Annotated in this window: 24 protein-coding genes; 7 read left to right on the forward strand and 17 right to left on the reverse strand. The window is 68.6% G+C overall.

Features of this window, described 5'->3' with window-relative positions:
- A partial coding sequence (locus ACK59X_RS02745; protein ID WP_409954966.1) for an FAD binding domain-containing protein occupies positions 1-188 on the reverse strand: 188 nt, incomplete at its 3' end.
- 2 nt (positions 189-190) lie between these two features.
- Positions 191-835: a (2Fe-2S)-binding protein gene (locus ACK59X_RS02750; RefSeq protein WP_409954968.1), complete on the reverse strand. Its 645-nt coding sequence runs from the start codon at positions 833-835 to the stop codon at positions 191-193.
- Positions 836-975: 140 nt separating this feature from the next.
- On the opposite strand from ACK59X_RS02750, the gene ACK59X_RS02755 reads away from it, so the two are divergent.
- A complete protein-coding gene (locus tag ACK59X_RS02755; protein ID WP_409954970.1) occupies positions 976-1,404 on the forward strand; it encodes a winged helix-turn-helix transcriptional regulator in 429 nt (142 codons plus the stop codon).
- A 9-nt stretch (positions 1,405-1,413) separates the two neighbouring features.
- On the opposite strand, the gene ACK59X_RS02760 is transcribed toward ACK59X_RS02755, so the two are convergent.
- From ACK59X_RS02760 to gcl, 7 genes are all read right to left on the reverse strand, one after another.
- Positions 1,414-1,905 carry an RrF2 family transcriptional regulator gene (locus ACK59X_RS02760; RefSeq protein ID WP_409954972.1) on the reverse strand — a complete coding sequence of 164 codons (492 nt, stop codon included), beginning with the start codon at positions 1,903-1,905 and terminating at the stop codon, positions 1,414-1,416.
- A gap of 34 nt (positions 1,906-1,939) precedes the next feature.
- Positions 1,940-2,602: an alternative oxidase gene (locus ACK59X_RS02765; RefSeq protein ID WP_409954973.1), complete on the reverse strand. Its 663-nt coding sequence runs from the start codon at positions 2,600-2,602 to the stop codon at positions 1,940-1,942.
- A gap of 141 nt (positions 2,603-2,743) precedes the next feature.
- Positions 2,744-3,652, reverse strand: a complete 909-nt coding sequence (locus ACK59X_RS02770; RefSeq protein WP_409954975.1) for an EamA family transporter — start codon at positions 3,650-3,652, stop codon at positions 2,744-2,746.
- Between the two features lie 125 nt (positions 3,653-3,777).
- Positions 3,778-5,055, reverse strand: coding sequence for a glycerate kinase (locus ACK59X_RS02775; RefSeq protein WP_409954977.1), 1,278 nt, complete (start codon positions 5,053-5,055; stop codon positions 3,778-3,780).
- The gene (glxR, locus tag ACK59X_RS02780) at positions 5,055-5,963 is read right to left on the reverse strand and encodes a 2-hydroxy-3-oxopropionate reductase (protein ID WP_409954979.1); all 909 of its coding nucleotides are present in this window, start codon (positions 5,961-5,963) and stop codon (positions 5,055-5,057) included. Before glxR ends, ACK59X_RS02775 begins: the two co-directional genes overlap by 1 nt.
- A 19-nt stretch (positions 5,964-5,982) precedes the next feature.
- Entirely contained in the window at positions 5,983-6,765 is a 783-nt protein-coding gene (hyi, locus tag ACK59X_RS02785) for a hydroxypyruvate isomerase (RefSeq protein WP_409954981.1), read from the reverse strand.
- 20 nt (positions 6,766-6,785) lie between these two features.
- Positions 6,786-8,582 (reverse strand): glyoxylate carboligase, encoded by a 1,797-nt coding sequence (gene gcl / locus ACK59X_RS02790; RefSeq protein WP_409954983.1) that lies wholly within the window; start codon positions 8,580-8,582, stop codon positions 6,786-6,788.
- A 143-nt stretch (positions 8,583-8,725) separates the two neighbouring features.
- Here gcl and ACK59X_RS02795 point away from each other — a divergent pair, with 143 nt between their 5' ends.
- Entirely contained in the window at positions 8,726-9,649 is a 924-nt protein-coding gene (locus tag ACK59X_RS02795) for a LysR substrate-binding domain-containing protein (protein ID WP_409954985.1), read from the forward strand.
- A 159-nt stretch (positions 9,650-9,808) separates the two neighbouring features.
- Positions 9,809-11,050: a pyridoxal phosphate-dependent aminotransferase gene (locus ACK59X_RS02800; protein WP_409954987.1), complete on the forward strand. Its 1,242-nt coding sequence runs from the start codon at positions 9,809-9,811 to the stop codon at positions 11,048-11,050.
- A 6-nt stretch (positions 11,051-11,056) separates the two neighbouring features.
- Here ACK59X_RS02800 and maiA read toward each other — a convergent pair whose 3' ends face one another.
- Genes maiA through ACK59X_RS02830 form a run of 6 tightly spaced genes read right to left on the reverse strand, consistent with a single transcriptional unit; the run spans position 11,057 to position 15,922 of the window.
- Positions 11,057-11,710, reverse strand: a complete 654-nt coding sequence (gene maiA / locus ACK59X_RS02805; protein WP_409954988.1) for a maleylacetoacetate isomerase — start codon at positions 11,708-11,710, stop codon at positions 11,057-11,059.
- Between the two features lie 15 nt (positions 11,711-11,725).
- On the reverse strand, positions 11,726-12,055 hold the full coding sequence (locus ACK59X_RS02810; RefSeq protein WP_409954989.1) for a non-heme iron oxygenase ferredoxin subunit: 330 nt from the start codon (positions 12,053-12,055) through the stop codon (positions 11,726-11,728).
- A 10-nt stretch (positions 12,056-12,065) separates the two neighbouring features.
- The gene (locus ACK59X_RS02815) at positions 12,066-12,536 is read right to left on the reverse strand and encodes an aromatic-ring-hydroxylating dioxygenase subunit beta (protein ID WP_409954990.1); all 471 of its coding nucleotides are present in this window, start codon (positions 12,534-12,536) and stop codon (positions 12,066-12,068) included.
- Between the two features lies 1 nt (position 12,537).
- Positions 12,538-13,830, reverse strand: a complete 1,293-nt coding sequence (locus ACK59X_RS02820; protein ID WP_409954992.1) for an aromatic ring-hydroxylating dioxygenase subunit alpha — start codon at positions 13,828-13,830, stop codon at positions 12,538-12,540.
- A gap of 26 nt (positions 13,831-13,856) precedes the next feature.
- Positions 13,857-14,909, reverse strand: a complete 1,053-nt coding sequence (gene gtdA / locus ACK59X_RS02825; RefSeq protein WP_409954993.1) for a gentisate 1,2-dioxygenase — start codon at positions 14,907-14,909, stop codon at positions 13,857-13,859.
- A 17-nt stretch (positions 14,910-14,926) separates the two neighbouring features.
- On the reverse strand, positions 14,927-15,922 hold the full coding sequence (locus ACK59X_RS02830; RefSeq protein ID WP_409954995.1) for a 2Fe-2S iron-sulfur cluster-binding protein: 996 nt from the start codon (positions 15,920-15,922) through the stop codon (positions 14,927-14,929).
- A gap of 124 nt (positions 15,923-16,046) precedes the next feature.
- On the opposite strand from ACK59X_RS02830, the gene ACK59X_RS02835 reads away from it, so the two are divergent.
- Positions 16,047-16,973 (forward strand): LysR family transcriptional regulator, encoded by a 927-nt coding sequence (locus tag ACK59X_RS02835; RefSeq protein WP_409954997.1) that lies wholly within the window; start codon positions 16,047-16,049, stop codon positions 16,971-16,973.
- Here the strand turns inward: ACK59X_RS02835 and ACK59X_RS02840 are convergent.
- Positions 16,967-17,788 carry an IclR family transcriptional regulator gene (locus tag ACK59X_RS02840; RefSeq protein ID WP_409954999.1) on the reverse strand — a complete coding sequence of 274 codons (822 nt, stop codon included), beginning with the start codon at positions 17,786-17,788 and terminating at the stop codon, positions 16,967-16,969. The genes ACK59X_RS02835 and ACK59X_RS02840 overlap by 7 nt on opposite strands.
- A gap of 175 nt (positions 17,789-17,963) precedes the next feature.
- On the opposite strand from ACK59X_RS02840, the gene ACK59X_RS02845 reads away from it, so the two are divergent.
- Together ACK59X_RS02845 and ACK59X_RS02850 are read left to right on the forward strand one after the other, a co-directional pair.
- Complete coding sequence (locus ACK59X_RS02845) at positions 17,964-18,989, forward strand: TRAP transporter substrate-binding protein (RefSeq protein WP_409955001.1); 1,026 nt, start codon at positions 17,964-17,966, stop codon at positions 18,987-18,989.
- A 9-nt stretch (positions 18,990-18,998) separates the two neighbouring features.
- Positions 18,999-19,682 (forward strand): hypothetical protein, encoded by a 684-nt coding sequence (locus tag ACK59X_RS02850; RefSeq protein WP_409955003.1) that lies wholly within the window; start codon positions 18,999-19,001, stop codon positions 19,680-19,682.
- A 21-nt stretch (positions 19,683-19,703) separates the two neighbouring features.
- Here the strand turns inward: ACK59X_RS02850 and ACK59X_RS02855 are convergent, their stop codons facing one another.
- Positions 19,704-20,495 carry a fumarylacetoacetate hydrolase family protein gene (locus ACK59X_RS02855; RefSeq protein WP_409955004.1) on the reverse strand — a complete coding sequence of 264 codons (792 nt, stop codon included), beginning with the start codon at positions 20,493-20,495 and terminating at the stop codon, positions 19,704-19,706.
- Between the two features lie 126 nt (positions 20,496-20,621).
- On the opposite strand from ACK59X_RS02855, the gene ACK59X_RS02860 reads away from it, so the two are divergent.
- Positions 20,622-21,510: AraC family transcriptional regulator (locus ACK59X_RS02860; RefSeq protein ID WP_409955006.1), on the forward strand; the 889-nt coding region annotated here is incomplete at its 3' end.

Genomic DNA, 21,510 nt, shown 5'->3' on the forward strand with positions numbered 1-21,510 from the left:
GTCTGGATGGCCGTGAGTTCGCGCACGCCGGTGATGTCGATCACGGCGGGCGGCGACATCACGCCCAGCTTCATCAGGTCGTACAGCGTGGTGCCACCGGCCAGGTAGCGTGTGCCCTCGGGGGCGGCGGCCATGGCGTGCATGGCCTCGGCCGCCGTGGTGGCGCGGGAGTAGGCGAAGGGGCGCATGCTCAGGCCCTCCGCACCAGGGGAGCCGCCTGCTGGATGGCGCCCACGATGCCCACATAGGCGCCGCAGCGGCACAGGTTGCCGCTCATGTACTCGCGTATCTGCTCGGGCGTCTTGGCATGCCCTTCGCGCACGCAGGCGATGGCGGCCATGATCTGGCCCGGCGTGCAGTAGCCGCACTGCAGCGCATCGTGGTCGATGAAGGCCTGCTGCATGGGGTGCAGCGCGCCGCCGGGGCCCTCGATGCCCTCGATGGTGGTCACTGTGCGCCGGTCGGCCTGTGCCGCCAGGGTGAGGCACGAGGCCACGCGCTGGCCATCGAGGTGCACCGTGCACGCGCCACACTGGCCATGGTCGCAACCCTTCTTGGCGCCCGTGAGGGCGAGGTCTTCGCGCAGTGTGTCGAGCAGCGAGGTGCGGGCATCGACCACCAGGGCCACCGGCTGGCCGTTGACCTGCAGGCGGATGGGCAGCTCGTAGGCCGGCGTCGAAGCGCTGGTGGCCGGTGCGGCGTCGGCATCGAGGGCGATGCCGCCGGCCAGCGCGGCTGCGGCGCTGCCGAGGACCATTTCGCGGCGGTTGAGTTCGGGGCCTGCCAGGCCGCAGGGCGGGGCGTGGGTGGTGTCGTTGGAGGAGCGGGGCTTCATCGTCGTTTCCTGCTAGGGGGAAACCAGCCCAACAGCACGTGTGGCCATTGGCGGGTCGTGGTGGGGCGGATCGTATGATCGGCCCGAGCCCATGGGAAGTAGGCACTTGAAAGTGCCTCACTTACCGCGCGGAAACCGCCATGACCCAGCCCGACACCACCCACGCCCTCCATCGCCATCCGCTGCACAAGCACCCGCCCGCTGGCCCCACCGATCCGGAGCTCGACCAGCTGGTGCGCGAGATCATCGGCCGCGTGGCCGACAAATGGACCATGCTGGCGCTGGAGGTGCTGGCCGAGCACGGGCGCCTGCGCTTCACGCGCGTGGGTGAACTGGTGGGCGACATCAGCCAGAAGATGCTGACCAAGACCCTGCGCCAGATGGAGGCCGATGGCCTGGTGGTGCGCACCGTGTTCGCCGTGGTGCCGCCGCGCGTGGAGTACGAACTGACCGAACGCGGCCAGAGCCTGGGCGCGGCCTTTTGCGGGGTGTGGCTGTGGGCCGAGGAGCACCGCCAGGGCATCCTCGAATCGCGCAAGGCCTTCGAAGAAGGCGCTGGAGCGCCCTGAAATTCCGGATCAGGCAGGGCGCTGGCTTGAGCGGCCGCTACCCTTGGCTGGCAGGGTGTTCCAGGTGACGGGCTGCCACAGAGCCAGTTGCGCCAGGGCGGGGCTGGTGTTGACCAGGTCGGCGATCAAGTAGCGGTCGAGCTCGCGCAAAAAGACCTCGGTGGCCTGACGCAAGGCCACCTCCAGGCCGCAGCCGCCGGTCAGCACGCACTGGTTGTCCTCCCCCAGGCATTCGACCAGCGCGAAGTCGGCCTCCAGCCGGCGCACGACTTCGCCGAGCGAGAGCTTGCGCGGGTCGGCCGCCAGGCGCATGCCGCCATTGCGCCCGCGCACCGTGTCCACCCAGCCCGTCTTGCCCAGCGCCTGGGTCACCTTCATCAGGTGCGCCTGCGAGATGCCGAAGGCTTCGGTGATGTCGGCGATGGTCACCAGCGCATCGGTGCGCGAGGCCAGCACCAGCAGCACGCGCAGGGAATAGTCGGTGAAAACGGTCAGGCGCATGGGGCAGGGCGGTGGGGCATGGCGCCGGATTGTCTCAGCTGGCGTGCTGCACAGTGACCGGGCGGGTCAGCGCGTCGGCAAAGCCGTGGTTCACGTCGCGGTGGCCGGCCTCATCGGCGCGCACGGCCAGCACCACGTCGCGCAGGCGGGCATCGGCGGGCAGCTTCCAGTAGGCGATGGCGATGTCGGGGGCGGGCACGTTCTCCACCCGGCCTTCGTCGATCTCCGCCAGGTACAGCGTGTAGCTGACCACGGCCTGTTCCTCGAAGTAGCCGACCAGGCGGTGCGCCGTGCGCGAAGAGACCAGGTACAGCGCGAAGAAGCAGACGAAGAACACGGCCTGGGTGAGCAGGATCACCGCGCGCTCGAACCAGCTGGGCCGGGCGATCTCGATGAAGGTCATGAGGTGCATGCGCTCGTTCTCGGCTTCGTCCAGCAGGGTGCGGATCCAGCCTGCGTCGTCCACCATCCAGCGAAGGCAGCGCAGGTGCACGAGCATGCCGCCTACCATGCCGGGCACGGCGGCCACCGTCTCCAGCACGATGGCGCGGTTGCCATAGCGCTTGGCGAAAAAGGTGTCGGCAAAGAAGCGCAGTGCCAGGGTGATGGCCAGGGCCACGCGGTCCGAGAGGCCGTGGGCGTGGTGGTGGGCATCGAGGCTGCGGGCGGAATCGGGGGTGTGGGTATCGGTGTTCATGCTTGCATTCCAGTGGTGGCGCCGGGATGAAAGGCCAGGATCCTGGATGGCTTGTGTCTACCGCGCCGCGTAAACATGTATTTAATGTATATCTTTAAATGGTCGGCGTCAAGGACACCGTAGCAGCTCTGGCGTCCAGTCTCAGGATTTCAGCCGAAGCCGGGCCAAAAGAGGCGCACCGAATACGTTCACGAACAGGCCCACCATGAGCAGGGCGCCGCCTGCGAAATGCACTGGCTGCAGCGCCTCGCCAAAGGCGATCCAGCCCGTGGTCAGCCCCACCAGGGGCACGAGCAGCGTGAAGGGCGCGACGCGGTTGACCGGGTAGCGCGCCAGCAGGTAGGTCCACACGCCATAGCCGAACAGCGTGGCCGCCCAGGCCAGGTAGGCGACCGAGGCGAACGAGGCCCAGCTGAAGCCCTGCAGCGCTGCCACGATTGCATCCGGCCCCTCGATCAGGCCCGACAGCGCCAGCAGCGGCAGCGGCGGCACCAGGCTGGCCCAGACCACGAAGGCCAGCTGGTTCATGGGCCCGTAGCGGCCCACGGCGCGGCTCACCAGGTTGCCGCAGGCCCACATGGCGGCGGCGGCCACGGTGAGCAAAAAGCCCAGCAGCGGCATCGATGCGCCATGCGCGCTACCGATCAATGCCAATCCCCCGGCTGCGAGCAGCAGGCCCGCGAGCTGGCTGCCCTGCCAGCGCTCGCGCAGCCACAGCACCGTGAGCACCAGCGTGAAGAACGACTGCGACTGCAGCACCAGCGAGGCCAGCCCCGAGGGCATGCCCACGTGGATGGCGCTGAACAGAAAGGCGAACTGCCCCACCGACATGGTCAACCCGAAGACCAGGTACAGCTGCAATGGCACCTTGGGTGCCTTGAAGAGCAGCAGCGCGGGGAAGGCCGCGAGCATGAAGCGCAGCGCCCCCAGCAGCAGTGGCGGCACGCCGGCCAGGCCGACCTTGATGACGGCGAAGTTGACGCCCCAGACCAGGATGACGAGCAGCGCCAGACCCAGGTCGCGCGGGCGCAGGGAAGCAGTTGGGGTCATGGGGCGACCCCTGGGGTTGCGGGAAGGGCGGTGGGGCAGGTCAGGCGGAACATGCCGGAATCTTAGGCCCCCGGCCGCCGGCCCGCCATGCGCGCGCGAGACGACCGAGGGTCAGAATCGGACATTCACCCCGGGTCGATCACGATGGCGCGGAAATCGTTCACATTGGTCATCGTGGGTCCGGTCACCACCGCGTCGCCCAGTGCACCGAAAAAGCCATGGCCATCGTTGCGCGCCAGCGCATCGGCGGGTCGTATGCCCAGGGCCTGCGCGCGCTGCAGCGTGGTGGGCGTGATCTGGGCGCCCGCGATTTCCTCCTGCCCGTCCACGCCATCGGTATCGCCCGCCAGCGCATGGATGCGCGGGTGGCCCTGCAACGCCAGCGCCATGGACAGCAGGCATTCCACATTGCGCCCGCCGCGCCCGTCGCCACGCACGGTGACCGTGGTCTCCCCACCCGAGAGCAGCACGCAGGGTGCGGCAAACGGCTGGCCGCGCTGTGCGACCTGCAGGGCCATGCCGGCCAGCACCCGACCCACGTCGCGCGCCTCGCCTTCGAGTGCGTCACCTAGGATGTAGGGGGTGTAGCCTGCCTGGCGGGCTACCTCGGCCGCAGCCTCCAGCGCCATCTGCGGTGTGGCCACCATGCGCACCTCGCCGCGTGCCAGGTGCGGGTGGCTGGGTGGGGGCGATTCGCCCTGGCCAGACTCCAGCACCTCGCGCACGGCGGGTGGCAGCGCGATGCCGTAGCGGCGCACGATGTCCAGTGCATCGGCGCAGCTTGTGGGGTCGCCCACCGTAGGGCCCGAGGCGATGTCCATGGGCGCATCGCCGGGCACGTCCGACAGCAGCAGTGTCAGCACGCGCGCCGGGTGGCAGGCCAGTGCCAGGCGACCGCCCTTGATGGCCGAGAGGTGGCGGCGCAGGCAGTTCATCTCGGCAATGGTGGCGCCCGATTGCAGCAGGGCGCGGTTCACCTCCTGCTTCATGGCCAGGGTGATGCCGGGCAGCGGCAAAGGCAGCAGGGCCGAGCCGCCGCCCGAGATCAGGCACAGCACCAGGTCGTCCTCGCGCAGGCCGGCCACGGTGCTGTCCAGCATGCGCTGCGCGGCGGCCATGCCGGCGGCGTCGGGCACAGGGTGGGCGGCCTCCACGATCTCGATCTGCCGGCAGGGAACGGCGTAGCCGTAGCGTGTGACGACCAGACCCGATAGCAGTCCGTCCCAGTGGTCCTCCACCGCCCGCGCCATCGCGGCCGAGGCCGTGCCCGCGCCGATGACCACCAGGCGGCCGGTGCCCAGGTCCGTGCGGGATGGCAGGTGCGGAGGCACGCACAGCGCGGGCTGGGCGCTGGCAATGGCCGCGTCGAACATGCGGCGCAGCAGCGCCTGCTGCGCGGCCATCAGCGCGCGGCCGGCTGGCCGATCTCGAAATGCGCCAGGGTCTCCAGCGCCCGCACCAGGGCCGAGTGGTCCCAGGCCGCGCCACCGTGGGCCACGCAGCTGTTGAACAGCTCCTGCGCGGTGGCCGTGTTGGGCAGGGCCACGCCCAGGGCCCGGGCACTGGCCAGGGCCAGGTTCAGGTCCTTCTGGTGCAGCTCGATGCGGAAACCGGGGTCGAAGGTGCGGCGCAGCATGCGCTCGCCATGCACTTCGAGGATCTTGGAGGAGGCGAAGCCACCCATCAGCGCCTGTCGCACGCGCGCCGGGTCGGCACCGGCCTTGGCGGCGAACACCAGCGCCTCGGCCACGGCCTCGATGTTGAGCGCCACGATGATCTGGTTGGCCACCTTGGCGGTCTGCCCGTCGCCGTTGCCGCCCACCAGGGTGATGTTCTTGCCCATCAATTCGAACAGCGGCTTGACGCGCGCGAACGCCGCGTCCGGCCCGCCCACCATGATGGACAGCGTGGCGTTCTTCGCGCCCACCTCGCCGCCCGAGACCGGCGCGTCGAGGTAGTCGCAGCCCAGGGCGTTGATGCGCTGCGCGAAGTCCTTGGTGGCGATGGGCGAGATGGAGCTCATGTCCACCACGGTCTTGCCCTTGCTGAGGCCGGCCGCCACGCCGCTCTCGCTGAACAGCACGTCCTCGACATGCGGGGTGTCGGGCACCATGGTGAAGACGATGTCGGCCCGCTCGGCCACGCCGCGCGCCGTGACGCACTGGGTGGCTCGGCTTTCGGCAATGGCGGGCGGCACACGGCCGCGGGTGTGCACGAAGAGCTGGTGGCCGGCCTGGATGAGGTGCTGGGCCATGGGCGCGCCCATGGTGCCAAGGCCGATGAAACCGATCTTGAGGGAGGTGCTGGTCATGGGAGTGTGTCCTTGAAAGTCATGCGTGGGTCAGGGCCGTGCGCCAGCCCAGGCCGGCCTCGGTGGTGGTCGCGGGCTTGTACTCGCAGCCGATCCAGCCCGTATAGCCGATGGCGTCGATGTGCTTGAAGAGCCAGGCGTAGTTGATTTCGCCGGTGCCCGGCTCGTTGCGGCCCGGGTTGTCGGCCAGCTGGATGTGGGCGATGCGCGGCAGGTGCTTTTGCAGCGTGGCGGCCAATTCGCCCTCCATGCGCTGGGCGTGGTAGATGTCGTACTGCACGAAGGCGTTGCTGGCATCCACCTCGTCCAGCAGATCGAGCGCCTGGGCCGTGGTGTTCACGAAGAAGCCAGGGATGTCATGGGTGTTGATGGGCTCCACCAGCAGGCGCAGCCCGGCCTGGCGCAGTTCCTGCGCGGCAAAGCGCAGGTTCTCCACCAGCGTGCGGCGCAGCAGCGCAGGGTCCGCTCCTTCGGGCGCCTTGCCCGCCAGGCAGTTGAGCTGGTTCACGCCCAGGGCCTGGGCATAGGCGATGGCCTGGGCCACACCCGCGCGGAACTCGGCCTCGCGCCCTGGCAGGCAGGCGATGCCGCGCTCGCCTGCACCCCAGTCGCCCGCAGGCAGGTTGTGCAGCACCAGCTGCAGGCCATGGGCGTCGAGCTGGGCGCGGATTTCTTCGGCCGGCCAGGCGTAGGGGAACAGGAATTCGACCGCGGTGAAGCCGGCGCGCGCGGCGGCGCTAAAGCGGTCTATGAAAGGCAGCTCGGTGAAGAGCATGGTCAGGTTGGCGGCAAATCGGGGCATGTCGGTCTTTCGTTGCTTGTTCAATCCAGCAGGCCGGCGAGTTCGAGGCCGGCGCGCCCGCCAGGGTGGCGGCAGTCGATGGCCTCGAACACGTTGACCTTGTCGATCTCGGTGCCCATGGCGATGTTGGTGACCTTCTCCAGGATCACCTCCACCACCACCGGCACGCGGTGCTCGCGCGCCAGGGCCAGGGCCTCGCTGAGGGCGCCGGCGATCTTCTCGGGGTCGGTCACGCGCAGCGAGCGGCAGCCCAGGCCCTGCACCACGGCCTGGTGGTCCACGCCATAGCTGCGCAGGTCGCCCTCGCCCGGTGCCACGTTCTGGTTCTCGAACGCCAGCTGCACGCAGTAGTCCATCTCGAAGCCGCGCTGCGCCTGGCGGATCAGGCCCAGGTAGCTGTTGTTCACCAGCACCTGCACATAGGGCAGGTTGAACTGCGCGCCCACGGCCAGCTCTTCCATCAAGAACTGGAAGTCGTAGTCGCCCGACAGGCCCACCACCGTGCGCGTGGGGTCGGCCGCCACCACGCCCAGTGCGGCGGGAATGGTCCAGCCCAGCGGGCCGGCCTGGCCGCAGTTGATCCACGGGCGCGGGCCGTAGACGTGCAAAAACTGCGCGCCCGCGATCTGGCTCAGGCCGATGGTGCTCACGTAGATGGTGTCGCGCGGCAGCACGGCATTCATCTCCTCGTACACGCGCATGGGCTTGATGGGGGTCTCGGTGAAGTGCGACTTGCGGTGCATCAGCGCCTTGCGCTCGGCGCAGCGGCCGGCCCAGTCGCCGCGCTCGGGCAGGCCGCGGGCGTCCCGGCGCTCGCGCGCCACTTGCACCAGCAGCTGCAGTGCGGCATGGGCGTCGCTGACGATGCCGTAGTCGGGGTTGAACACGCGGCCGATCTGCGTGGGCTCGATGTCGATGTGCACGAACGTGCGCCCCTTGCAGTACACCTCGGGCGAACCGGTGTGCCGGTTGGCCCAGCGGTTGCCGATGCCCATCACGAAGTCGCTGGCCAGCAGGGTGGCATTGCCGTAGCGGTGGCTGGTCTGCAGGCCGCACATGCCGGCCATCAGCGGGTGGTCGTCAGGGATGGCGCCCCAGCCCATGAGCGTGGGGATCACGGGCACGCCGGTGAGCTCGGCAAACTCCACCAGCAGGTCGGCCGCATCGGCGTTGATGATGCCGCCGCCGGCCACGATGAGCGGGCGCTCGGCGGCCTCCAGCATGTCCAGGGCCTTTTCCACCTGTTTGCGTGTAGCGGCGGGCTTGTAGACAGGGAGCGGCTCGTAGGTGTCGATGTCGAACTCGATCTCGGCCATCTGCACGTCGAAGGGCAGGTCGATCAGCACCGGCCCCGGCCGGCCCGAGCGCATCAGGTGGAAGGCCTGCTGGAAGGCGCGCGGCACCAGGGCCGGCTCGCGCACCGTCACGCTCCACTTGGTCACGGGCTTGGAGATGGACTCGATGTCCACCGCCTGGAAGTCTTCCTTGTACAGCCGTGCACGCGGTGCCTGGCCGGTGATGCACAGGATGGGGATGCTGTCGGCGATGGCCGAGTACAGCCCGGTGATCATGTCGGTGCCGGCCGGCCCGCTGGTGCCCACGCACACGCCGATGTTGCCGGCCTTGGCGCGGGTATAGCCTTCGGCCATGTGCGAGGCGGCCTCGACGTGGCGGGCCAGGATGTGGGTGAGCGACTGGCGTTCGCGCAGCGCGGCATACAGCGGGTTGATCGCCGCGCCGGGCACGCCGAAGAGCTGGGTGATGCCCTCCTTTTCCATCACCAGAACGGCGGCCATGGCGGCCGTCATCATTGCCATTGCGGGGTCTCCTGTCAGGGGTTGATTGGTCGATGGACTGGATGCTCCGCCCAATGGCCGCTGCCCGGAACCCGCATCCAGGGCATTAGCGTTATTCCCTTTTGGAATGCAATCGGCGGCGGGGCGCTGCCCATAATCGATTCATGGATCGCCTTCTCGGAGTCAAACTGTTCGTGCGCGTGGTGGACCTGGGCTCTTTCAGCAAGGCTGCGGCCGAGATGGGCGTGGGCCAGCCTTCGGCCACCAAGCTCGTGGCCCAGCTCGAAAAGCAGTTGGGCTCGCGCCTGCTGCACCGCAGCACGCGCGGCGTGTCGCCCACCGAGATCGGCCGCCTGTACTACGACAAGTGCAAGCTCATCACCCACCATGTCGAAGAAGCCGAGACCGTGGCCGCGCTGCTGCAGTCGCAGGTGCAGGGGGGCTTGCGCATCAGCACTTCGGTGGCCTTCGGGCGGCGCGTGCTGGTGCCGCTGGTGATGCGCTTCATGCGCGAGAACCCGCGCCTGCAGATCGACCTGGTCTTCGAGGACCGCTATGTGAACCTGGTGGAGCAGGGCATCGATGTGGCCATCCGCATGGGGCGCCTGGCCGATTCGACGCTGGGCGCGCGCTACCTGGGGCTCAACCCCTGGGTGCTGGTGGCTTCGCCCGGCTACTTGGCGCAGCGCGGCATGCCGGCCGCGCCGGCCGACCTGGCCCGGCACGATGCGCTGATCTACAGCACCGTGCAGGGCGATGCGCGCTGGCATTTCAGCAACGGAACAGGCGTGGCGCATGCGGTGCCGGTGGCGGGGCCGCTGCGCTCCAACAACCTCTCGGCCCTGCTGGCCGCCGCGCGCGGGGGCATGGGCATCGCTGCGCTGCCGACCTATGTGGCGCATGGCTCTCTCGAAAGTGCCGCCGTCGTGCCGCTGCTGCCCGGCTGGACCCTGCCGCCGCAGGAGATCCACGCCGTCTACCCCTCGCCGCGCATGGTGCCGGCCAAGGTGGTGAGCTTCATCGAATGGCTGCAGCAGCAGATGGGCGAGCGCTGGTGGGCAGCGCAGGGGGTAGACGCGTCTCCCTGAAATGAAGCACCCCCTGAGTCGCTTCGCGCCGTCACCCCTCTCTCGACTCGCTGCGCGAGTCGGGAGGGGGACGCCCCCGGTGCGGCGGGGCGGCCCTTGCACGGGGGCGCTGGCTTTTGGGCGCGCCAGTTTCATGCACTGCGATCGGCGCGTAGCGCGGTGAGCAGGCGAAAAGAAGCTACGCTTGAGGTTCCTTCATCGACTTGCCGCGGCCACTCCGCCGCTTTCTCGACCATGCGTGAGACCATCCAGACCCTCGAACCTTCCATGATCCACGAGGTCGCCAATGCCGGCCTGGGCCGCGACGATGTGCTGGCCTTCTGGTTCGGCGAGAGCGACGAGGTCACGCCCGAGGTGGTGCGCAACGCGGCCATCGAGTCGCTGCAGCGTGGCGAGACCTTCTACAGCCACAACCTGGGCCTGCCCGCGCTGCGCGAGGCGGTGGCGCGCTACACCAGCACGCTGCATCCGGCGGTGGACGCGGGCCGCATCGCCATCACCTCGGGCGGCGTCAGCGCGCTGATGCTGGCCGTGCAGACCCTGGTGGATGCCGGCGACGAGGTGGTGGTGGTCACGCCGGTGTGGCCCAACCTGGTGGCGCAGCCGGTGATCCTGGGGGCGCGCGTGCGCACCCTGCCGCTCACGGCGGCCGATGGGCAGTGGACGCTGGATCTGGACGCCCTGTGCCAGGCCGTGACCGCCAAGACCCGGCTGCTGATCGTCAACGCCCCCAACAACCCCACCGGCTGGACGCTGACGCGCGCCGAGCAGCAACGCATCCTGGACCACTGCCGCAGCACGGGCACCTGGATCCTGGCCGACGAGGTCTACGAGCGCCTGTACTACGAGCCCACCGAGAACCGCTGCGCGCCGAGCTTTCTCGACATCGCCAGCGCCGACGACCGGCTGGTGGTGGCGCACAGCTTTTCCAAGAGCTTTCTCATGACAGGCTGGCGCCTGGGCTGGCTGGTGCTGCCGCCTGCGCTGGTGGACGGCATCGCCAAGGTCATCGAATTCAACACCTCGTGCGCGAGTGTGTTCACCCAGCGCGCCGGCCTGGCCGCGCTGGAGCACAGTGCCGAGATCACGCCGCGCGTGGTGGCCCAGCTGCAGACCTGCCGCGACACGCTGGTGCCGCTCCTGGCCCAGGTGCCGGGCGTGAAGGTGGTGGCCGCGCGCGGCGGCATGTACGCCTTCTTCCAGATCGAAGGCGTCACCGATTCGCTGGCCCTGGCCAAGCGCCTGGTGGCCGAGGCCGGCCTGGGCCTGGCGCCCGGCAATGCCTTTGGCGCCGAAGCGCAGGGCTGGCTGCGCTGGTGCTTCGCCTCCCAGGACCCGGCGCGCCTGGTCGAAGGCGTGCGCCGCCTGCGCACCTGGCTGGAAGCCAACCCGGCGCGCTGACTCCCGTTACTGGGCGTCGGGCTGCTGCGAAGGGTGCGCCTGCTGGAAGGCCGGCAGCGCCTGGCAGCGTCCGTCGATGGCCACGAGCGTGGGGTAGGGCGACAGGTCCACCTCGAAGCGGCGGGCATTGAACAACTGGGGCACCAGGCAGCAGTCCGCGATGGTGGGGGTGTCGCCAAAGCAGAACTTGCCGGCGCCGCTGCCGGTAGCGGTGAGTTCCGCCTCCAGCGCCGCAAAACCTTCGGCGATCCAGTGCTTGATCCAGTCGCTCTTGGCGGCCTCGGCCACCCCCAGCGTGCCGCTCAGGTACTTGAGCACGCGCAGGTTGTTGAGCGGGTGGATCTCGCAGGCCACCACCAGCGCCAGCTGGCGCACGCGCGCGCGGTCGGCCGCCGCAGCGGGCAGCAGGGGCGTGCCGGGGTACTGCTCTTCCAGGTATTCGAGGATGGCCAGCGACTGGCTGATGCGCATGCCGTCCTCGCCGAACACGGGCACCAGGCCCTGTGGGTTGATGGCCTTGTACTCGGGTTTCAGGTGCTCGCCGCCATCGCGCACCAGGTGCACGGGGATCTGGGTGGCCGTGAGGCCCTTGAGGTTGAGCGCGATGCGCACCCGGTAGGCGGCCGAGCTGCGGAAATAGGTGTAGAGAATGCGGTCCATGGCCGAATGATAGGGCTAGCCAAGAGCGAGGTAGACCCGGCCGCCATCGATGCGCACGGGATAGGTGCGCACCGCATCGGTCACGGGCTGGCAGGTGGGCGCGCCGCTGCGCACATCGAACTTGCCCTGGTGCAGCGGGCACTCGATCTCATGCCCGTCCAGAAAGCCGTCGCACAGCCGGGCGTGGCCGTGGGTGCACAGGTTGTCGGTGGCGTAGACGGTGCCGTCCACGCCGTAGAGCGCGATGTCGCGCCCGCCGACCGCCAGGCCGATCACGTCGTCCTGCGGCACCTCGTCGAAGGCGGCCGCATCGGTCCATTGCAGGGTGGTGCTCGTATCGCTCATGGTCGTTTTCCTAGATGGGGTAGATGATCGAGTTGGGGATCATTTCGCTGTCGAAGACAACGAGCTTCTTCGCGAACTTCAGGCCTTCGGGCGTGCGCACCACCTCGTCGATGTAGCGGCCCACGTTGAACACCGTGGAGACCTGCGACAGCTTGGTGCGCAGCACTGCGTAGTTGGCTTCGCAGTGGATGCGCTCGCCCTCCACCCGACGCACCACGGGCGCACCGATGATGTGGCGCTGGTAGTAGGGGTCGTGGAACAGGGTTTCCTTGATCCCGTAGACCCGGTCGCGCAACATGCCCTTGCTCTCGAACGAGAGCGTGGCCAGCGGAAAGCCGCGCTCTTGGTTCTCGCGCGGCTGCAGGCGGTAGCTGCAGTCGTCGGTGAAGAAGCCGGGCCACAGGTCCCAGTCGCCCGAATCCACGGCGCTCGCGTAGTCGGCATAGAGCTGGGTGAGGGCGTAGTAGGTGGCGAAGTCCATCTCAGCCCCCTGCCTTGTCCTGGGGTGCGTCGCCGTCCTCCATGACCTCACGCCAGTATTGGTACATGCCGCGGATCAAGGTCTCGGTCACCATGTGGTCGGTGTTGCCCACCTCGCGCCCGCCCAGTTCGGCCAGCGCGCGGTGAAAGGGTTTTTGCTCGAAGCCTTGCTGCGAGAATTCGATCACCTCGCCATCGTCGGCCGAGACGAATCCCGCAGGGCCGAACAGGTTGGCCTGGCGCAGCCGGAGCTGGGTCATCTCCTGGGTGTCGTCCGCAAAGCCGAAGTGGGTCCACACGAAGTCGAAGGCGCCATGGCCTGAGGGCTGGATGTGGCGCGTGGAGACGCTGTTGACCTGCTGCTGCAGGATGACGCTGGGGAACAGCGTCATCATCACCGCCGTGGGCCCGCCCCACCAGGGCTCGGGCACGATGTCGAGGAAGCGCGGGTCTTCGAGCTGCATGCTCTCCTTGAAGCTCGACACCTGCGTGACCTGGCCCGCCTTGCCCGCCTGGCCGCGCGTGGAGACCATGGCCGCGTGGCGGTGGCGCGCATCCATCCTGAGCTCGCTCTTGTTGTCCGCGCGCCAGAGCCCGAAGGTCACGAACCAGGTGTGCAGCAGTTCGGGGTGGTAGGGGTCCTTGATGTTTTCCTGCATCAGCTTCCAGTTGCCGGGAATGCGCTGGCGGCTGTAGCCCAGCAGGGTGAGCTGGCGACCGTTGAACAGGCGGTCGAAGTAAGCGAGGATCTCGGGTCCGAGAAAATCCTCGAACGATTCCACTCCGTGATCGAACGAGGCGAACACCACGCCGCCGCGTGTGGCCACCTTCAGCCGGTTGAGCCCATGGTCGGCAGGGTTGAAGTCCGCCGGCATGCCGCCGTGGACCTTGCCGTCCTGCTTCACGCCGCGGCGGAACGGCACGCCCTGCAGCTCGCCCTTGAGGGTGTAGTTCCACTGGTGGTAGGGGCAGACCAGTTCCTTGCGGTTGCCCGAGCGCTCGCGGCAGAACTGCATGCCCCGGTGGGCACAGACGTTCTCGATCACGTTGATGCCGCCCTCGGCATCGCGCACCAACACGACCGAGCGCTCGCCAATCACCGTGCGCTTGAAGTCGCCCGCGTTCGGGATCTCGGCCTCCAGTCCCACGTAGCACCAGTGCTTCTGGTAGAAGAAGCGTTCAAGCTCCTTGCGGTGCAGTTCCTCGTCGGTATAGACCTTGAAAGGCACACGGCTGGTGCCCGGGCCCTCCCACCTGGCCTGCGCCGGGAAGATGGTGGCGGGTTCACTGTTCATGCCTGTCTCCTTGTTGTGGGTAGGGTTCAGAGCCGCTCTTCGCGCCACAGGCCCAGGGCCTTCTGCACGGGGCGGTCGGAATAGGAAAAGAGAACGCTGTCGGCCCGGGTGCGCAACGCCAGCGTGTGCCAGGACGGTACGACGAAGACGTCACGCTCCTCGAAGCGATAAACCTGGCCTTCGATCTCGGCTTCGCCACCGCCCTCCAGGCACACATACACCGTGCCATCGGTGCAGCGCCGGGGCCGGGTGGCGAAGCCGGCTGGCAGCCACTGGGCGAAAGTGCCCATGGTGGGCATGGGCGACGCGCCGGTGGCCGGGTTCACGAAGCGCTGCTTGAAACCCAGGTGCGCGTCTGGCGTGCCCTGGGCCAGGGTCTGCAGTGCTGCCCGGATCTGCGCGTAGGGGTAGATGAACAGGCGGGTCGGGTCGCCAGGCTGCGGCGGCGCCTCGTCCATGGGCAGCATGTTCATGCCGTAGCGCGCCAGGGCATCGCCCTCGGGCCGCTCCACGCCCTGCGAGCGTTCCAGCGACTTCTCGGCAAAGCCCGCATCCAGGAAGCGCACCAGCGGAATGTCCAGGCCGTCGAGCCAGACCACGGGCTCGCTGCCCAGGTTGCCGTGGTCGTGCCAGGTCCAGGCCGGGGTGATGATGAAGTCGCCGCGGCGCATGGTCACGCGCTCGCCGTTGACTGCCGTGTAGGCGCCTTCACCGTCGAGCACCAGGCGCAGGGCCGATTGTGTGTGGCGGTGCGCGGGCGCCACCTCGCCCGGCAGGATGAGCTGCAACCCCGCATACAGCGACTGCGTGATGCACGACTGCCCGCGCAGGCCCGGGTTCTCGAGGATCAGCACACGGCGCTCGGCCTCTTCGGCGCTGATCAGCCGCCCCGCCTCCAGCACCTGGTCGCGCACGGCCGCGTAGGACCAGCGGTGCGGCACGGCCGGCGAGCGTGGCCGGGGCGGCACCAGTGCGCCCAGCACCTCCCACAGCGGGGTCATGCTGTCGCCGCCGATGCGCTCGTAGTAGGCCTTGCGGGCGGCCAGGGTCTCTGCGGAATGGGTTCGAGGCTGTTCCATGGGGCTTCCTTGGGCGGTCACGTGCCACTGGCGTAGAAGGCGTCTGCATAGATGTGCTCAGGCAGCACGCCCCGGCGGCGCACAAGCAGCGCGGTGGCCTCCACCATCGGGGGCGCGCCGCACAGGTAGGCGCGAAAGCTGGCCAGGCGGGGCCAGTCTGCGGCGATGGCCTCGGTGACCAGGCCGCTGCGGCAGCCTGGCGCGCGGCCCGAGGCCAGCACGGTGTGCACCGTGAGGGCCGGGTGCGCGCGCTGCAACGCGGCCAGCCAGTCCAGGCCGTAAACGTCGCGCTCCGAGCGCACACCAAAGTACAGGTGCACCGGGTTGTGCATGCCCGCCGCGAGCGCGCCGCGCACGATGGACAGGATGGGCGCGAGGCCCGTGCCGCCCGCCGCGCAGAGCATGGGACCGTCGTGCCGGCGGCGCAGGTAGGCCGAGCCGAGCGGGCCGCTCACGCGCACGGTGTCGCCCACCTTCAGGCCCTGGGCGATGTAGCCGGTGACGCGCCCCTCGGGCACCAGCCGCACGTGGAATTCCAGCTCGCCATCGCCCGCCAGCCCCGCCATGGAGTAAGGGCGCGCATGCGCGGGCGTGAACTGCAGCTGCGCGTACTGGCCGGGCGAGAAGTCCAGGGGCTTGGCCGGCTGCAGGCGCAGGCGCTTGATGTCGTGGGTGGCGTCTTCTATGGCGATCACCGTGGCCTTGAGGGTGCGCGCGGTGTGCACCACCACCTCGTCGGGCTCGGCGATCTCCACCGTGCAGGGCTCGGTCACAAAGGTCTGGCAGGCCAGCACGTAGCCGCCATCGTCCCCGGCCACCGTGCCCAGGGGGCGCTGGGCTTCACGGCCCGCGTCGAGCACCGTGCCATCGACCACCTTGCAGCGGCAGGTGCCGCAGCGCCCGGCCATGCAGCTGTACGACACGGGCACGTCGTGGGCGCGCAGGGCCTCCAGCAGGTTCACGCCAGGGGCGACATGCAGGGTGCGCCCGAGCGGGCGGACTTGGATTTCCATCGTGCGTTGTCTCTTGCGGTCGCAATGTTCTTGTGCGGCGGATGATCCGGGGCGCCAGAAAATCAGTCAACGCGATGGTGTGAATGTTGAATATCATTGAAATCAATATTCATGAAGGCAGGCCATGGAACTCAAGGACATCGACCTCAACCTGCTGGTGGTCTTCAACCAACTGCTGGCCGAGCGCAAGGTCTCCAAGGTGGCCGAGAACCTGGGCCTGGGCCAGCCCGCGGTGAGCAATGCCCTGGCGCGCCTGCGCCGGCAGTTCGACGACCCCCTGTTTCTGCGCACCGCCAGCGGCATGCAGCCCACGCCGTTCGCCGAGCAGCTGGCCGAGTCGGTGGGCTATGCGCTGGGCATGATCCATGGCGCCGTCAATGCGCGCAACGCCTTCGACCCTGCCAGCAGCCAGCGCAGCTTCACGGTGGGCATGACCGATATCGGCGAGATCTATTTCCTGCCCCAGCTCATGCAGCGCATCGGCGAGCTGGCGCCCGGCGTGGGCATCAGCACAGTGCGCAACACCGCCGTGAACCTCAGGGACGCGATGGAAGCCGGCCAGGTGGACCTGGCCATCGGCCTCTTGCCGCAGCTCAAGGCCGGCTTTTTCCAGCGCCGGCTGTTCGAGCAGGACTACGTGTGCCTGTTGCGCGCCGACCACCGGCTGGCGCAGCGCCGCCAGCTGCGCCTGGCCGACTTCTTCGCGGCCGAGCATGTGGCCATCGTCTCGGCCGGCACCGGCCACGGCCAGGTCGACGAGATCCTGGACCGGCACACGCCCCAGCGGCGCGTGAAGCTCAAGGTGCCGCACTTCGTGGCCATCGGCCACATCCTGCAGTCCACCGACCTCATCGCCACCGTGCCCGAGCGGCTGGCCGCGCGCATGGTGGAGCCGTTCGGCCTGGCGGCGCGGCCGCATCCCGTCCAACTGCCGCGCATCGCCATCAACCTGTTCTGGCATGCCAAGTACCACAAGGACCCGGCCAACCAGTGGCTGCGCACCCTGGTGTTCGACCTGCATTCGGACTATGCAGGCGGCTCGGTTCAGTAGCGGTCGTCGTCTGTTCTGTTGCCCCAGGTGCCGACATTGGCAGACTTGAGCAGCGGTGACGCCTGGCCTGCGAGGGCCAGCTCATCCGCCGCGGCCATGAGGTCCGGGCCGAAGCGGGCCATGGCCTTGGCCGTGAGCCGGGCCGATGGCCCCGCGATGACCAGCACGCCGGTAGTGGGCTCGCCCTTGCGGCGCACGGGCGCGGCCATGGAGCTCATGCCGGGCGCATAGCCGTCCTGGATCAGGCTGTAGCCGCGCCGGGCGTGGGCGTTCAGGGCCGTCTGCAGCGCCTTGAGCGAGGTGGGCGCATTGGGCCCGAACTGGCGCGGGCTGCCCAGGCCCTGCTTCGACACACGCGCGGCGGCCTCGTCCTCGGGCAATGTCATGAGCCAGGCGTGGCCTGCGGCGCTGCACGACAGGCGCAGGTCGATGCCCATGTCCGGGTCGTACAGCAGGCCCGAGCGGGCGCCCTGTGCCTTGGCCACCAGCGTGAGCCGGTCGCCGTCCACGATGGCCAGGCGCACCAGTTCCTCGGTGGTGCGCGCGAGCCGGTCGATCACCGGCTGGGCGATGTCCACCACGCCCGAGCGGCTCAGAAAGCTCAGGCCCATCGAGGCCATCTTGGTGGTGAGCGCGTAATCGCCCTTGTGCGGCATCTGGCGCACATAGCCATACCCGATCAGCTCGTGCAGCGTGCGGTGGCAGCCGCTGCGCAGCATGTTCAGGTCGGTGGAAATGCGCGCCAGCGCCACGCCATCGGGGTGCGCGACCAGGTACTCCAGGATGGCCAGGGATTTTTCGAGCGCTCCGCTCATGGGGTCTCCTTCGGGTTCATGACGCGATCATACGCAGCCTTTCAGTTTTTGAATGATATGTAAATGTTGAATGGTGTTCAGAAAATATGGATACCATGCGCCTCGTGCAGCGAAGCAGGGGGGCTTCACCCGGCAGGCCGCCACGATCCATCACGAAAGAAAGGAAGAGACAAGCATGACCACTTCAACCTTGCGCCGTGCGGCGCTGGCCACCATCGGTGCCCTGGCCTTCGCCTGTGCCGCGCCCTCGGCGCTGGCCCAGGACATCAAGGAGCGCAACCTCAAGTTCGCCTTCAGCCTGGCCAAGGACCACCCGCTCGGCCAGGGCGCGCAGAAGTTCGCCGATCTGGTCGCGCAAAAGAGCGGCGGCAAGATCAAGGTCACGCTGTTCGCCAATGCCGTGCTGGGCAGCGACACGCAGAACCTGTCGGCCGTGCGCGGTGGCACGCTCGATTTCGCGTCCATGGCCACGGGCCTGCTGGCCGGCATCGACAAGCAGTTCATGGTGTTCGACTTTCCCTTCCTGTTCGACAGCCCGCAGGAAGCCTATGGCCTGGCCGATGGCCCCCTGGGCACGAAGCTGCAGGCCGGGCTGGCTGCGCACGGCATCGTCGGCCTGGGCATCTGGGACCTGGGCTTTCGCAACATGACCAACAGCAAGCGCCCCATCGCCAGGCACGAAGACCTGCAGGGCCTCAAGCTGCGCGTGATCGCCTCGCCGATCTACCTGGACATGTTCAACACCCTGGGCGCCAACCCCGTGCCCATGACCTTCGGCGAGGTCTACGGCGCGCTGGAGTCCAAGGCCATCGACGGCCAGGACAACCCGGTGGGCGTGATCGAATCGGCCAAGTTTGCCGAGGTGCAGAAGTACCTCTCGCTCACGCGCCATGTCTACACCGGCATGCCCGTGCTCATGAGCAAGAAGACCTGGGACGGCATGTCCGAGGCCGAGCGCAAGCTCATCACCGATGCCGCCAACGAAGCGAAGCAGGAAGAACGCCGCATCGCCCAGGCCAAGGAGGCGGAGTCCATCACCAACCTGCGCAAGACCATGCAGGTCAACGAGGTGGCGCCGGCCGAGCTGGCGCGCCTGCGCCAGAAGGTGCAGCCCGTGGTCGACAAGTTCGCCAAGGAAGTCGGCGAGCCGCTGATGACCCAGGTCAACGCCGAGCTCGCGCGCATGCGCGGCGGCAAGTGAGGGCGGGCCATGGCACTGTTGGGTGACGCCGCCCTGGCGATGTGGTGGGACATCGCGCCCGCCCACCGCGCCGAGTTCGAGGACTGGCATACGCACGAACACTTCCCTGAGCGCATGGGCATCCCCGGCTTCCATCGGGGCTCGCGCTGGTCCGCGGTGGACGGCGGCGAAGGCTTCTTCGTGCTGTACGAACTGGCGGCGTACGAGACCTTGTTCTGTGATGCCTACCTGGCGCGCCTGAACGCGCCCTCGCCCTGGTCCACAAAGATGATGCCGCACCACCGCCACATGGTGCGCAGCCAGTGCCGCGTGCTGGAAAGCCGCGGCGGCGCGCTGTCGCTCCATGCGCTCACGGTGCGGCTGTCGCCCGCCGAGGGGGCGGGCGAGCGGCTGCGTGCCCACCTGGGTGCGCTGGCAGGCTTGCTGTCATCGCGCCCCGGCACCACGGCCGGGCACCTGCTGCAGAACCAGACGCCGCAGATCGCCACCACCACGGAGCAGCAGATCCGCGGCGGGCCCGATCCGGCGGCCGACTGGGTCTTCATCGCCTGCGGGTACGAGCGGGCGGCGCTGGAAGCACTGGCCGGTGCTGAGCTGTCGGAGGCTGCGCTGGTGGCCGGCGGTGCGCAAGCTGGCGCGCTGCGCTGCCTCTACGCACTGGCGCACTCCAACACGGCGCAGGACCTGGGTTAGCAGCCCGGCAGCGCTTTGCGGTCAGACGATGCGCAGCTTCAGGTTGGGAAAACGGTCGATGTGGATCTCGATCTCGTCGCCCTTGACCACTGGGCCCACGTTTTCGGGCGTGCCCGAGTAGATGATGTCGCCGGCTTTGAGCTCAAAGGCGCGGGACAGGCGGCTGATCTGCTCGGCCACCGACCAGATCATGTGCTGCAGCGTGGCGCTCTGCTTGGTGGTGCTGTTCACCTTGAGCCAGATGTCGCCCTCCTTGATGTGGCCGACCTGGCTGACCGGGTAGAGCGGGCCCACGGGTGCGGACTGGTCGAAGGCCTTGCCGATCTCCCAGGGTTTCTTCTGGTCGCCCATCTCGCGCTGCAGGTCGCGGCGCGTCATGTCCAGGCCCAGCGAGTAGCCGAACACATGGTCCAGCGCCTTCTCGACCGGGATGTCGCGCCCGCCCTTGGAGAGGGCCACCACCAGCTCCACCTCGTAGTGGTAGTTCTTGGTGAGCGTGGGGTAGGCATGGTCGGCCACCACGCCGGGCTGCACGAACTGGATCGCGTCGGCCGGCTTCTGGAAGAAGAAGGGCGGCTCGCGCGTCGGGTCCGAGCCCATCTCGCGCGCATGGGCGGCGTAGTTGCGGCCTATGCAGTAGACGCGGCGCACGGGAAACACCTGGTCGCTGCCCACGATGGGAATCGTGGTCTGCGGCAGGTCGAAGGGGGTGGCGGCGGCTTTGCTGGCGCCTGCGGGCAGGGCGCAGCCGGCCACGGCGCCGGTGGCGAGAAGGGCGGAGTGGGTCAAGATGTTGCGTCGGGGTTGGTCCATGGTGCTTGTCTCCTGGCGTTGTAGTGGTGTGCCAGCGATTGTTGGGCCCTGGAGCCTGGGCGACTTGCACGCATCTACGGCCAAACCGGACTGGGCCCACACTGCACCAGCCGCTACCATGTGCGCATGCCGTCCCCGTCCCGACCGAACGCCCATGCACGCCTGTACGGCATGCAGGAGCGCGCCCAGCACCTGGATTTCGACATCCGCTTCCAGGGTGCGCGCGACGTGCTCAGCCGCCCGCACCGGCACGAATATTTCCAGATCCAGGTGAGCCTGGAAGGCGGCGACCGGCAGGTGGTGGGCACGGCCACGCGGCCCTTCGGCGCAGGAACGCTGAGCTTTGTGCTGCCCTACCGCATGCACGTGGTGCCGCACCCGGTGGGCGCGCGCTATGCCATCATCAATTTCGACCAGCGCTTTCTCTGGCCCGAGCTCGACGTGCCCGCGCTGGACCTGGAGGACGTGCGCATGGCGCAGCACCCGGAGCTGGCGCCCTTCCTGTTCCAGGAGCAGCTGGACTTCGCCTTCGGCCCCGAGGACTTTGCCCAGATCCTCCAGTGGCTCGATGCCCTGGTGGTGCACAACCAGCCGCGCACGCTGGGCTCGGCGGCCAGCATCCGCGGCACCCTGCTGCAGCTGCTGGGCCTGGCCTGCACGCGCTTCGCCGCCGACCTGCACGCCCAGGCCGCACGCCACCACCTGCAGGGCGGGGTGCACCATGATGCGCTGCAGCGCGCGCTGCGCCACCTGCGCGAGCACTCGCACGAGGACATCGCGCTCACCGACACGGCCACGGCCGTGGCGCTGTCACCCAACTACCTTGCGCACCTGCTCAAGAAGCAGACCGGGCGCACCTTCACCGAGCTGCTGACCGAGCGGCGCCTGGAGCATGCGCGCGAGCTGCTCGCCGGTTCCGACACCCTGATCCGCGAGATCGCGCGCCAGAGCGGCTTCCACGACGAGGCCTATTTCAGCCGCCGCTTCCGGCAGGAAGCCGGGCTCACCCCGCGCC

The sequence above is a fragment of the Acidovorax sp. genome (assembly GCF_046339755.1).
Classification (GTDB): Bacteria; Pseudomonadota; Gammaproteobacteria; order Burkholderiales; family Burkholderiaceae_C; genus Acidovorax.